The organism is Bradyrhizobium ferriligni, from assembly GCF_056837965.1.
On the sequence record NZ_JBXEJO010000068.1, the window covers coordinates 40,038 to 52,758 of the forward strand.

The window sequence follows — 12,721 nt, forward strand, 5'->3', positions numbered from 1 at the left end:
GGCCAGCCCCTTTCACCTGCCCTGAGTGCGGTTAAGCGGCCACTTCCACCGGCGGCGCCGGGTCTCCTCGGCGCGCTTCCGATTTATCAGGTTCAGTAGCCTGGCAGCGGCGCGGGCGTCGCACAGCGCGCGATGGTGATCCTCGAGCTCGATGCCGTAGATCGCGCAGAGCTTGCCGAGACCATAGGACTTATGACCGGGATATCTGCGACGCATGCCAGCGCAAGTACAAAGCTTCGGAAAGCGGAACCGCCGATCGAGCCGTTCGTATTCGTACGATAGAAAGCCATAATCAAAGTTCACGTTGTGGGCGACGAAGATGCCGTCGCCCATGAACGTCATGAAGCGGTCTGCGATTTCGGCGAATACGGGCGCGTCTTGTACCATCTCGTTCGTGATGCCGGTCAGTTGCACAATCCTAGCCGGAATCGACCGCTGCGGATTCACCAGTGAATGCCACTCGTCGACGACTTCGTGATTCTGGACCTTCACTGCGCCTATTTCGGTGATGCGATCGCCCGATGACCACGCGCCGGTAGTTTCGATATCGACGACGACATAGTCCTGCTCCGGATCGAACCGGTAGTCCACGCGGCCGATTTCGGTCGGGATCCCGGCATGTGCGAGTTGGCGAAGGCGGACGAGCTGGTTTCGCCGTATGGCGTCGCCTTCGGCCTTCACCTCCACGAACGTGACCTTGCCGTCGCGGACGCGCATCAGGTCGGGAAACCCGTCCCGCATGCCACGAAAGTCGTCACACATCGTTCGGAGGATTTCGGCAAGGCCGGACGCGCTTGTGCCCTCGATCAGGACCCGGAGCGCCGCCATCTGGACGTGGTCCCAGGAGAAGATGCCGTTGAGACACCCCCATCTAGCGGCAACGGTGCGCAGAACGATCGGCATCCCACGGCCGGATCCGAGCGCCATGAGCTTAGCATCGATCTGCGTGGCAAACCGCTTGCGGAACGTGCGATCGCGCAGGCAGTGCGGGATCCAGTCGAACCCGCTGGTCGTCTGGCCGGACTCGAAAAGCTCGTCCCAAAAAAGAAGTCCAAACAGCGAAAGCCAGAGCGTGTTCTCCGCAAAGAACACCTGTCCGCCCTGACGCCGCAGCACTCCGGCCACGCCCGCCTCGGGATTCCCGCGATGCGTGTCGTCAACCGTGATCGTGCGTTCCGTCCGCAAAAGGTCGGTGCACAGCCCGGTCCGTCGTCTCCCGAACTTGCGGGCGTAGAAGTCGGCGGCGAACAGATGCTCGTCGTCACTCTCCGGATCGTCGATCATCCGCCGCAGCAGATCCTCCGTCGCAGGCTTATCGCCCCGCGCATGCAGGAGCCGGACAAGGCGCTCTCGGCACTCGGCGGAGCCACCAAAGCGGTAGAGCCGCTCTGCGAGATCCTTGTCGCCCTGCCTTTCAAAGAACTGCCCAAACTGGCAGGCCGCACGGCCCGCAAGATCCGCGGCATATTCGGTCGTCCGTTCCGGTCCCTCCAGGATGTCTACAGCAGCCTTATCGCATATCTCGGCGGAGCGGATTTCGATGCGGTCCAGCACCTGACTGTAGTGGAAGCACGCACGCGCCTCTTTGGCATCGGCGAAGCGTGCGCTGAACGAAGTTTCCCGATTGGTCCGCAGCACACCGAGGTCGCGAAGCGCGAAGTTCTTCAGATTCTTGGCGGTCTTCCCGAAATACAAGTACAGCAGGAACTCGATCGGCCGTGTATCGGCCAGCGCAACGAAGCTCTCGCCGCCGCAATGCTCGACCGCTACGTCAAAGGGAATCCGAGCGACGAAGAAGTCGACGAGGACCGGCTTCGACCATGACGCCCGGACCTCGGACCCGAAGCCGGCAGCGCGGGCCCCGTCAAGAAGCGCGACCTTCGTGAGGCACGCGACGAAAGCCCAATAGTCCTGGCTGGCCAGCGCGCGGACGTGGCCACAGTCCATGAGCGCGTCGGTCGCGGTCTGGATGTCGGAGATCTCGGCGTATCTGAATAACGCGCGATTGAAGATCGCGCCGCGCCGGTTGACCATGCGGATCAGGAGGCATTGCGCATCTTGCGATAGGCCATGGAAGCACGCGAGGAACGCGCGATGCTCCTCGGTCAAGATTTCGCCGTAAGTCCTGCCGACAAACTGCAGCATCTCGATGAAATGATCGCGATAATAATACGTCGGCAGGACGGGAGGCGTCATCCGGGACCTAATCTTCTGGCTCCGCATCGTCGCTACCGCGTGCAGGCACCGTTCCTTTTTTGTTCCAGCGCGCGAATTTGTCAAGCGCCGCCCCGGTGTCGGTCGTCCCCCCGGTGGTGGTAGACTTGGCGTCGGTCGCCCGCCCGGCGGCGGACCCGCTGCCGGTCGTCCTTCGGGCGGCAGGCCCGGAGGTGGCCCCGGTCGCGCCATGCGCTGACGCTGGCGCGCTTTGATATCTGGATTAAGGCTAACCCGTCGGCACAGCACCCGGCGGGTTGACTAAGCTCAAAATAGCCATCGCGGGAATTGAGGGGGCCAAAAAAAGCAGCTTCGCAACGCCGCACGCGCATGGCGCAGAGCTGTTCTTCATCTTCTATTTCTTCGCGACGTCGATCCATGCGATCCACATGATCGTCGGCATTGCCGTCCTGGCGACTCTCGCCATCATGCTGCGCGCGCCGCGAGCACGCGTCTGCGCGCATTGAACTCGGCCGCACTCTATTGGCACATTGTCGACGTGATCTCGATCGTGCTGTTTGCCTTGATTTACCTGCCCGGACGGAGTGGTGCATGACCGCTTGGCGATCACCACTGACGCTCGTCGTCTCCTGGCTTGCATTGCTTGCGCTGCTCGCGCTGACCGTCACCCTAGCCTATCCGCCGCTCGGGTTCTTCAAATTCCGCGGTGGCGATTGTGATTACCGCTCTCAACGCCGCCATCGTCGCGGCGTTCTTCATGGAGCTCCGGAATCGCGGCGCACGGCTCCTGATCTTCGCCGGCGCCGGGCCGTTCTGGCTTGGCGTTTTGCTGTGGCCGCCTGATGGATTTCATGACGCGCACATTGGCGTGATGCAGCCAGCCGCGATCCTGCCGACCTCACTCCTGTGTCGGCGGAGGCGTCGAGCCCTGCCGCTTCACCAGATCGGGCTGATCACCCTTCGGCTTGGGCTCCGGTTTTGGCATTCCCTTCTGGCCACCGTGCTTGCCGCCCTGATCCTGCTGTCCTTCGAGATCGTTTTCCTTGGGCATGTCGCCTCCTCACTCGACCGTGGTGATCGGGATTTCATGGGTGTCCGTCAATTCGGGCACCGGATCACGGCTGATGCGCACCGGGACCGACTTTGCCGCCGGGACCTTACTGCCCTTTGCGAAATGCCAGAGCGGAACGAGGACGTTGCACTCCGGATAATATCCAACGATGCCACCGCGGGGAACGTCATAGGGAACGACCTGAAGTCCACGGAGACGACGTTCGACACCGTCATCGGCCGCCGTCTCCAGCGTGACCAGATCGCCCTGGGCAAGACCCCATTCGGCCATATCGTCGGCGTTCATCAGCACGACCTCGCGGCTGCCGTAGATTCCGCGGAAGCGGTCGTTCTCGTTATAGATCGTCGTGTTGAACTGACCATCTGCGCGGGCAGTCATGAGTTCGAAGACACCGTCCCCGGCCGGCGGCGGGTCGAAAGCGGCTTCCGCCACCGTGAAATTTGCTTTGCCATTCGGCGTGTTCCATTTCCGCTCGCGAGCGCCAAGTGGCCGCGGAAAGCCACCTGGCTCAAACATGCGCTTGTTGAAATCCTTGAATTGATCCGGATAAGTCCGCTCGATCGCGTCGCGGACCAACGCGTAGTTCTCGACCCAGGCGTCCCAGTCGAGCTTGGGATTCGGCGGCAACGTCGCCTTCGCCATCTCGGCAATGATCCGCGGTTCGGACAACAGCCGTTCCGCTACCGGCTTGCGTTGTCCTCTGGAGCCATGAATGCAGGCCGTGGAATCCTCCATGGCAACGGCTTGCGGGCCGTTCGCCTGCTGGTCTATCTCGATCCGACCGAGACACGGCAGCAGAAAGGTCACTTCTCCAGGGACGAGATGCGTACGGTTCAGCTTGGTGGCGATCTGGACCGATAGCCGAAGCCGGGTCCAGGCCGGCTCCATCAGCGATCGTTCCGGAATGCAGCGGATAAAATTGCCACCGAGGCTGAGGAAGGCGCGTACCTCTCCCTTGAGGATTGCTTTGCAGGCGTCCACCGTCGTCAGGCCGTCCCATCGCGGCGGCTCAAATGCGTAAAGCTCTTTCAGCTTGTCGAGCGGGACCAACTTGGTCTTCTCGGAAATGCCGACGGTGCGCTGGCCCTGGACGTTGGAATGGCCGCGGATCGGAGAGATCCCGGCGCCGGGCTTGCCGATATTGCCGCGCAACAGCAGCAGATTGACGATCATTTTCACGGTTTCGACGCCGTGCCGGTGCTGGGTCACGCCCATACCGTAGTTCGCGATGACGGCGTCCGCGGCCATGTAGGTGCTGGCCGCCTGGAACATCGCTGCCTGATGCAACCCGGACGTCCGCTCCAGATCAATCCACGACTGTGCGCGGCAGAATTCCGCGAAAGCGTCGAACCCGCTTGTATGCTGTTCGATAAACGCGGCGTCGACAATACGTTCATGCCCCTTTGACCGCGCCTCGTCGTCCGCCTCGATCACGGCCTTGCAGATCCCTATGATGGCTCCGGCGTCACCACCAAACCTCACTTGATGGTATTGCGAACTGATCCGGGTGCCGCCCGCTACCATCTGGATCGGGTCCTGCGGGTTGGTGAAGCGCTCCAGACCACGCTCCCGCAACGGATTGAAGGTGATGATCGGGACGCCCCGTTGCGCTGCTTCTTGCAACGGATGCAGCATCCGCGGGGCATTGGTCGTCGTATTGTGACCAAAAAACAGGATGCAGTCTGTCTGCTCGAAATCCGGCAGCCGTACGGTGCCGACCGGCACGCCGATCACTGGGGGCAATGCCACCGACGTGCTCTCATGGCACATGTTCGAGCTGTCGGGAAAATTGTTGGTGCCGTACATCCGGCCAAATAGCTGATACATGTAGCTTGCCTCAAGCGAGGCGCGGCCGGAAGTGTACAGCACCACGGACCGTGGATCGAGCCCCTTCAGCTCTCGGCCGATCGCCTGGAACGACTCCGACCAGCTCACCGGAACATATTTATCCAGCGCCACATCATAGCGCATCGGCGCCGTCAGACGCCCCTGCTCCTCGAGTGCGTGATCGGACCAGCTGCGCAACTCCGAGAGCGTGTGCTTTGCAAAGAGTTCGGCCTCGACCGTCTTGTTCGTAACCTCCCAAGCGGTGGCCTTGGCGCCGTTCTCGCAGAACTCAAATGGACGGGGTTTTGCGGGCTTCGCCCATGAGCAGCTGACACACATGTATCCATCGGATTTGTTCTGTTTCAGCAGGATTTCGCTGCCGAGGATCGCAACCTCCTCTTGGGTCAGAATACCTGCGACGGCCTTCACTGACCCCCAACCACCAGCCGGCCCGGCGTATGGCTTTACTGTCACTTTTTGCTTCATGGCTGATCTCGCTCGACAAGTACTGACAGAAACCGACCGTTGAAGCGGAGGTTCCTCGCGCAACAGGAACCGTGGCGCGCCGCGAGCGTCGTGCTGACAAGGAGCGCTCATGCAGATATTGTCGATCTCCAACGACAGCTTTCATCATCTACCCGACCCCACCGTCGAGACGCTGCGGAGAGATCAAGGTGGCTTGGAAGCGCAGCGAATTCTCGCAGAGGAGTGTCCCGTCGCGTTAGTGTACAACGGCACCACGGCCGCCGTGGTCATGGCGACTCCCGCTGACTTCAAGGATCTTGCGCTGGGTTTCAGCCTGACCGAAGGCATCATCGACAATGTCGCCGACCTGAAGTCCCTCGACATCATTCCAGTATCGTCAGGCGTTGAGCTGCGCATGTGGCTCGCCGGCACTAGCGAAGAACGTTTCAGGCGGCGCCAGCGGCGCTTGGTCGGTCCGACCGGCTGCGGCCTTTGTGGCATCGAAAGCCTCGCGGACGCCACGCGTCCGGCGACCCACTTGACGAGGTCTATCACTATTCGAGCTCGGCAAGTCGAGAGCGTCCTGGTCGCATTGTCAGACGCCCAGACGCTCAACCGCGCGACGCGCGCTACGCATGCGGCCGGATTCTTCCATCCCGATCACAAACTGGTGGCGATTCGCGAGGATGTCGGTCGTCACAATGCCTTGGATAAGCTCGCTGGCGCGCTCGCCGCCACCAACGTCTCCGCCACCGAAGGCGCGATCGTCCTGACTAGTCGCGTCTCGATCGAGCTTGTACAAAAGGCCGCCGCGATCAGCTGTCCCATGCTCGTTGCGATGTCGGCTCCGACGGCGTTCGCGGTCCGTGCGGCCGAGGCGTGCGGAATTACGTTAATTGCTGTTGCGCGTGGATGCGAATTCGAAGTCTTCAGCCATCCGGATGCAATTCGCGGGTAATCTGTAATGCCCGAGGTCCCCAGTCCCGGAAACGGCCCCAGCGAGCGGATCAACGCTGAGGCCACGTTGACGTGTCATCCACGAGAGTGAGGGAGTTCAGCCGATCAAGGGCCAACTCACGCTGACGACGAGCGACATGCCGGCGAAGCTGAGAAGGCCGTACTCGACGCCATCCATATGATCGAAGCTGAACATGCGTCCAGTGAGCCGCTGGAGAACCGTTCCGGCACTTACCTAGGTGCGTCAGAGCTGGTGACCTAGTTCGAGTCCTCGATTCGTTTCCGGATGACTATCAGCCGAGCAACGACCGCAGCCTCTGTGCGTCCAATCTTCTGCGCAATTTCACGCTGCGTGAGGCCCGTTTCCTGGATCAACCGCAAAAGCCGCTGTTCGTCCTCCCTGGACCATGCCGGCATTGGAACCCTCCACAATCCGTACTGAAACAACGAGGATTGCAAATGGGGCCGCCCCGTCTTTCCGGTGTTTTCCGGGTTGTCCCTGACGGGGTTCCCGAAAACGTGCATTGTTCAGCGAGTTCCCTATGAGATGATCCTGCCATCTCGGGAGAATGTCCAATGATGGACATGCAGGCGCACTTGGAGAAGCTTCGGATCAGGGCGGAAGAGTGCGATTAATTAGCAAGTGGCGATCGTAAGAAAGATCTATTCGCCAAGCTGGCTGCTCGATGGGTCGAGAAGTCCGTCGGCCAATCTCGGCCGAATTGACGGTTTTAGGAACCTTGCCCCAACCTCACAATTGATTGCTCATCGCCGCGCCATAACCCTTTGGCAATCGGTTTGATCGCGCGTGCGCTCCGCCCCATTGGACCGGAGAGCCAGCGCCATGCAGAAGCGGAGTCGCGTGAAGCAGACCCATTCGCTTGAAGCCCGCCTCATATCGAGGGCCAAGAGTCTGCGCGATCAGGCCGCAGCCCTAGCCCCAGGTATCGAGAGAGGCGCTGCTGAAACTTGCTCGACAAGCTGAAGCTGGCGCAAGCATGACCGAATGGCTACGCGCTCCCGGGTCAAGACCCCAACGTGAACCACTCAGCGCGCTCTGGGCCAAGAACGGAAGATCAGTCAATGGCGATTGTTCATCGCATCCAAAACGGCGATGCCGTCAAAGCTCGCATCGCTTTCATGCGCGGTCGAATATCGGCCTCGGCGAAGCTGCTAGCGACCCCCATCCCCGATACATTCCTTGGACGCAAGACCCAGGAACCGTTCCCGAACGAGGAACACGAAAGCGGGTTACAGTCCGGTATCTCACCATCGATTCGGCAGTATTCCCCCGCAGACGCGAGCCAACGGGATGCTTCGATCGAACTAACATCCGCGAAGCAAAACGGCAGAAGCCGTGTGGTGCTCGATCTTCCCGACGTAGACGCCGCGTTGAGGATGGCGCGCGAGATGGCAGATGCGACAGGCCGAGCTGTGGTCGTGCGAGACGATAGGAGTAGAGTGATAGCGGCCATTCCGCACGCGACAAGGCATTAAGGCGCGGCGAATAGGAACGCATCCCATGGGCCCGCTTTGATCGAATGCAGGTCTAGGAGGTCCTGATGCCTCGCTTTTATTTCGATCTCTACGACGGAGAGGCAATGGCGCTCGACGAGGAGGGACTGGAACTGCAGAACGTCCAGGCCGCCCAAGCCGAGGCCGCCAAGTCGCTAGCGGATTTGGCTCGTGATGAGATCCACTCGACGTCGGCAAAGCCGCACGACATGACCATCGACGTTAGGGACGAAGCCGGCCCCATCATGCAGGTTAAATTGGTCTTTGATCTCCAAACCAAGAGGGTCAAGCCTTCCTGAATTCCCCGACCGCAGACGTTCTGCTTGGAATGTCGCCTCCCTAGCAACGAATGTGGCTTACGTGAATTGTGCCACCATCACCGGCCAAAGGCTCTGCCCGTGGGCGTCGGTGGCTGAGAGACCGCGAGCGCTCCCGCCTGCAAAAGCAAGGGAGCGAGGCCATGCCGGTCCAGCACGTTTATCGCGTCCATAGTGAAGCAGCCCAGATAACCAAGCAGAGCGCACTTGTTCGGGAGATCGTGGCGCGGTCGGTCGAGCTGCTGAACCTCCCGGCACCTGACACGTTCCTTGGCCGCAAGACGCAGGAGCCTTTCCCGCAAGAGGAAAGCTGGTACGAGAACTCACAATCTTAACACGGGTTGTGGAGCCCCGTTCAGGGCGTGCTCAGTTCGAAACTTGCTGATCCGTGTGACCGCGGTGTCCCGGGTTACGGAGGGGCTGTCACGAACTCGTTAGGCAGTGCGATGCGAAGCCTTACTCACCGTTGGATCGAACATCACCTTGAAGCCGCTTCATCGGTAGCTGAGGAGAACGGTGATGAGCAAGCCCAAGTCATCATAGACCGCGCTCTGCGCGATATCTCTGGGCGCAATAGTGTGCCAAACTGTCCCATCGACCGCATAATGCAACTATCCAGGCTTAGGATGGCAGAGCGGCACGTCATTGAAGGCGAGCAACGCGTTAATCGGCAGGAACGTCTAATTGCCGAGCTTGATCGACATGGCCACAACACGACAGAAGCCAGAAAGCTGCTTGGAAACTTCCACGACGTCCAAAGGCTGCATCTCGAACACCGGAGCCGCATGCTAAGAGAATTGCAGGAGTATGGGCGCCTCAGTTGGCCGGGCCATAGCTCACCGCCTCGATTTGCCCAGCCGCGTTAAACGTAGCTCGCGCTGATCCTTTCAGCGACGGCCCCCTTCGCGTCCTGGGCGATATGCGATCTTAGCTGCCCTAATGGACACAGAGTCAGAATTACACCCTGGGCAAGGTCGTAACCACCTCAACACCTCGGCGTGAACGAAACATCATTCGCGACACCTAGAAGCGAGCGTGAAACAAACCGCGCCCACCCTCCCCACGTTCTTACTCACCTAAAAAATTCCGGGGTAAAGCAATGCAACAAGAGACAGGTATTCAATTCCAGGATCTCGACCAGGTTTTGCGTAACGCCCAGCTTCGCCGGTCCGCCGATCTGGGCGGTTGGATTCGACGCTACATCCACGAGCGGCGGCTCGTCCACCAGCAGCGAGAGACCGAGAGCCCGACGCCACCCGGAATAACCCATGCAGTCTAAGTGAGGCTGGGGATTTGAGCGTCCCAGTTCAGGACGAAAACGCCGCCGGGCATGTATTTCTGATACCGGCGGCGTCTTTTCTTGGGATCATTCAGGTCCGATCCAGCGGCTCGAAGCTATGCACGACCGCAAGCGTCGGTCGTCACACCGTACGCGTGCGAGGTCGCTTTCGACGGTGTTCATCCCATGCTCCCGTCTTGCCAATCCTGCGTGCCGGCCTGTTCGTGAAGACACCATGGTCGCTGATACCGGACTCGGACGGGTCCAGCTCGATATCGCGTCGTCCGCACGGGCCATTTCGGCCAAGCTTGGGCAGCGTCCCCTTCAACCGCGCGTACCCATCCTTGGCAGCACGTCTACCGATCGAATGTTCGAACCTCGCTTTCCGCACACCGTGCAGGTGAACCGCGGCTCGAGTCGGGCAGACGCATTTCCTCCGGCAACCTTGATGCGTCCATCTGGACGTTGCACGAGCATCTATAGTCTCTGCAATAGACAATGATACGCATTGCACCGGTCTGCTCGCCGAACGTGATCTTGGCGGGAGATCGTCCTTCATGCGCAGGATGAGAGCTCCGCGAGCTTGTGCCAGCTCCGACCCAAGAAATCGGTCGAGCCTCGGGCACTACCCCTTCCTAGGTAAGAAACGTTTACGTACCTCCGTAGTTTCCTACTCGTCAGGATTTTGCACTTTATATCCTGGGGCTAGAGCCAACGCCGCCCGTGTGCATTTTAAGCGGGCGGCGTTGTGCCCTGGTCAAGCAATCAAAGGCCATCCTTTGTTCTGGTGGAATTGCAAGTTCTCCGCCGTGAACCCGCGATCGAGTTGGTGGCCCGGAGTGCCCCACCTTTCCATTGGAACTTTCCAGGTCTTACTCGTTTGTTCGAAATCTAGAACGAGATCACTGATGTGACGAACGAACTAGAATATCTAGCGCACCGATTGGTGATTATCGAGCAACCCGGCGGCGGATTCTTGGTCAAAATCACGCCGATCGCCAGCGGCCAAACCATTAGAACAATGACCTATCAAAGTACTCAGGAAGCGATCGCTGCAGCGAAAAGGACCATCGACAAGCATCCCGAAGTCAGGCGACCTGCCAATCCGGCTCGCTCTTAACCAGCGCGACGCCGATTGCTAAATTCTGCGTAGCATACCACCAACGCCTACGGAGACGTGACGATCAGCGTCACCCACGTTTTTTTTCGGCGGGAAAGAGTTTCTCAGACTCGGAGTGTCCTAGGTGAATAAGGATTTCCGACAATGGCCGATACTGTCGACGTGGCAAAAGAGGAGGCTTTCCCCGAGTGCTCGTACTGCGGGAGGGAAATCAGATTCTATCATAGAGTCTTCGACCCGAAGCGGAATGGGAATGCGCGCGTCTATGCCTGCGCATGCGGTAAGTTAAATTGGCAGGTCCCTCCGGGGACTCCCTTCCCCAAGAGGATCGACCACGATCTTAGGTACTTTGCCTAGTCAATCGGCCGAGGCCGCTTCGGAATTTAGGGTGGTCTAGCTCGCGTTTAGCCCTGCCCCAAACAAGGGCTAGTCGATGTTCGGGGTAGGACTCCATCCACCTGGCAGTGGAGTTATCGGGGCTATGAGTGGCTGAACCAAGCTCCGGATCGGGAAGGAACGGCAACTTTGCGTTGGCCTTTCCTCTCCAAAGCTGTTTACGATTCTAAACACCGCAGCCGGGTTAAGGCCTCAACGGGGGACCGATGAAGGATTTGAAGGCGCATTGGGAAAAGCTTCGCGTCGAGGCGGAAGAGTGTGAGCTGATCAGCAAGCTGGCGACCAACAAGGCCAAGAAAGAACTGTTCGCCAGACTGGCCACGCATCATCGAAATCTGGCTAATGAGGTCCATCGCGCCATGCAAGAATCCAGATAGGAAACGCACGGATTTGCCGCGCGTTCCCTTATGGAACTGAACGGGGAAAAAGGTCGCACGGTACTTTCGCGCCGGGGTATCCACACGGATTCGCTTGACGCACGGCTTCGGGATTTACGAACTCAGGCGCCGCCTAGCCGGAGGTATCGAGAAGGAAGCGCTCTTGAAACCAACCCGGCAAGCAGAAGCTGGCGCCAATGACCGAATGGCTGTGCGTCCCTCGGCTTCATTCCCCGACGTAGGAACGGCTCCTTCACCGTTTTGTTGCTGTCCATTGCTGGCCGCAATGGAAGCGTGAAATGCCGCGTTATTTCTTCGACATTAGAGATGCTCGGGGCCTCTACCCCGATGATGAGGGCTTCGACTGGCCCGACCAACAGGCCGCGGAAGCGGAAGCTATCCGCACCTTGGGAGAGCTCGTGAAGGACATGGTCCCCAATCGGACCGATGTTTTGATCGAGGTGCGAACCGAAGATGGCCCACTCTTCAGAGCTGCAATCATTTTTGAGACGAACAATCCGAAGCAGTAAGGCGCGCGCCGACATGGATCGCAAGAGAGCCGAGGCAAGAGCTTGAACGGAAACCGCGCGGCTATCGCGGGCTTTCCAAACGCTTCACTGGCGGCGCCACGAGAGTTTTGCTCGTCGACATAATCAAGGACATCGAAGAGCAAATCGCCGAGTTGGAGAAACAGCCCTAGCAACCTTCCGCGCATCAACGCGTATGTCCGGCGCTGGAGGATTGCAATTTCCAGTTTGAGTGCCAGCGCCGCCAAGTCTTATATCGCTTGGTCGCGCTGTGCACTTGAACGTAAGCGCCGCCCTCCGTGAGGCCGATCTCCAGACGGATCGCCACAAAGGCGGCTCAAACCGGCTATTTAAACAAATAAGTCCCAGCGCTCTGGGGAGGAGCGCCGGGACTGAGGTGGATGCGCCAACTTGGGGGCCGGAAACGCATCCACCATTACCTAATTTTCCCGACGTTGGATCGTTCCTAAGGAGCGGTCCGTTTTCCCATCCGCGGAACGTCATCGCCTCCAATGAAGGGGCCCAGCGCCAAAGCCAAGGCGCTTGGCCCGGGCGTTGAGCGGGAGGCTGATCTTCCCCCGAAAAAGTGGACGGGTTTAAGCGGCTTTTAGCTCCATTTCGATCGGGGCGATATATCCGATGGCGGAATGGAGTCGGGTTCGATTGTAGAAGCCCTCGATGAAAGCGAAGATAT

The 12,721-nt window shown here is 59.5% G+C and carries 10 protein-coding genes; 7 read left to right on the top strand and 3 right to left on the bottom strand.

Annotation, left to right across the window (positions count from 1 at the left end; translation table 11 throughout):
- Positions 1-12 precede the first annotated feature (12 nt).
- A complete protein-coding gene (locus AC1VNY_RS32420; protein WP_482408223.1) occupies positions 13-2,196 on the bottom strand; it encodes an exonuclease domain-containing protein in 2,184 nt (727 codons plus the stop codon).
- Positions 2,197-2,471: 275 nt separating this feature from the next.
- Here AC1VNY_RS32420 and AC1VNY_RS32425 point away from each other — a divergent pair, with 275 nt between their 5' ends.
- Together AC1VNY_RS32425 and AC1VNY_RS32430 are read left to right on the top strand one after the other, a co-directional pair.
- Entirely contained in the window at positions 2,472-2,681 is a 210-nt protein-coding gene (locus tag AC1VNY_RS32425; RefSeq protein ID WP_482408224.1) for a hypothetical protein, read from the top strand.
- Between the two features lie 85 nt (positions 2,682-2,766).
- The gene (locus tag AC1VNY_RS32430; RefSeq protein ID WP_482408225.1) at positions 2,767-3,018 is read left to right on the top strand and encodes a hypothetical protein; all 252 of its coding nucleotides are present in this window, start codon (positions 2,767-2,769) and stop codon (positions 3,016-3,018) included.
- 55 nt (positions 3,019-3,073) lie between these two features.
- Here the strand turns inward: AC1VNY_RS32430 and AC1VNY_RS32435 are convergent, their stop codons facing one another.
- Positions 3,074-3,226, bottom strand: coding sequence for a hypothetical protein (locus tag AC1VNY_RS32435; protein WP_482408226.1), 153 nt, complete (start codon positions 3,224-3,226; stop codon positions 3,074-3,076).
- A gap of 9 nt (positions 3,227-3,235) precedes the next feature.
- Positions 3,236-5,560, bottom strand: coding sequence for an FdhF/YdeP family oxidoreductase (locus AC1VNY_RS32440; protein ID WP_482408227.1), 2,325 nt, complete (start codon positions 5,558-5,560; stop codon positions 3,236-3,238).
- Between the two features lie 109 nt (positions 5,561-5,669).
- Between AC1VNY_RS32440 and fdhD the strand changes: the two genes are divergently transcribed.
- The 5 genes from fdhD (at position 5,670) to AC1VNY_RS32465 (ending at position 12,030) form a co-directional block, all read left to right on the top strand.
- Entirely contained in the window at positions 5,670-6,497 is an 828-nt protein-coding gene (gene fdhD, locus AC1VNY_RS32445; protein ID WP_482408228.1) for a formate dehydrogenase accessory sulfurtransferase FdhD, read from the top strand.
- Between the two features lie 1,561 nt (positions 6,498-8,058).
- On the top strand, positions 8,059-8,310 hold the full coding sequence (locus AC1VNY_RS32450) for a DUF6894 family protein (protein WP_482408229.1): 252 nt from the start codon (positions 8,059-8,061) through the stop codon (positions 8,308-8,310).
- 161 nt (positions 8,311-8,471) lie between these two features.
- Positions 8,472-8,663: a hypothetical protein gene (locus AC1VNY_RS32455; RefSeq protein ID WP_482408230.1), complete on the top strand. Its 192-nt coding sequence runs from the start codon at positions 8,472-8,474 to the stop codon at positions 8,661-8,663.
- A 2,666-nt stretch (positions 8,664-11,329) separates the two neighbouring features.
- Entirely contained in the window at positions 11,330-11,500 is a 171-nt protein-coding gene (locus tag AC1VNY_RS32460) for a hypothetical protein (RefSeq protein WP_482408231.1), read from the top strand.
- 299 nt (positions 11,501-11,799) lie between these two features.
- Positions 11,800-12,030: a DUF6894 family protein gene (locus AC1VNY_RS32465; RefSeq protein ID WP_482408232.1), complete on the top strand. Its 231-nt coding sequence runs from the start codon at positions 11,800-11,802 to the stop codon at positions 12,028-12,030.
- Positions 12,031-12,721 lie beyond the last annotated feature (691 nt).

Bases quoted from the DNA above. Each gene is read 5' to 3' on its own strand.
- AC1VNY_RS32420 (WP_482408223.1), bottom strand. From the start codon at position 2,196: ATGACGCCTCCCGTCCTGCCGACGTATTATTATCGCGATCATTTCATC.
- AC1VNY_RS32430 (WP_482408225.1), top strand. From the start codon at position 2,767: ATGACCGCTTGGCGATCACCACTGACGCTCGTCGTCTCCTGGCTTGCA.
- AC1VNY_RS32435 (WP_482408226.1), bottom strand. From the start codon at position 3,226: ATGCCCAAGGAAAACGATCTCGAAGGACAGCAGGATCAGGGCGGCAAG.
- AC1VNY_RS32440 (WP_482408227.1), bottom strand. From the start codon at position 5,560: ATGAAGCAAAAAGTGACAGTAAAGCCATACGCCGGGCCGGCTGGTGGT.
- fdhD (WP_482408228.1), top strand. From the start codon at position 5,670: ATGCAGATATTGTCGATCTCCAACGACAGCTTTCATCATCTACCCGAC.
- AC1VNY_RS32450 (WP_482408229.1), top strand. From the start codon at position 8,059: ATGCCTCGCTTTTATTTCGATCTCTACGACGGAGAGGCAATGGCGCTC.
- AC1VNY_RS32455 (WP_482408230.1), top strand. From the start codon at position 8,472: ATGCCGGTCCAGCACGTTTATCGCGTCCATAGTGAAGCAGCCCAGATA.
- AC1VNY_RS32460 (WP_482408231.1), top strand. From the start codon at position 11,330: ATGAAGGATTTGAAGGCGCATTGGGAAAAGCTTCGCGTCGAGGCGGAA.
- AC1VNY_RS32465 (WP_482408232.1), top strand. From the start codon at position 11,800: ATGCCGCGTTATTTCTTCGACATTAGAGATGCTCGGGGCCTCTACCCC.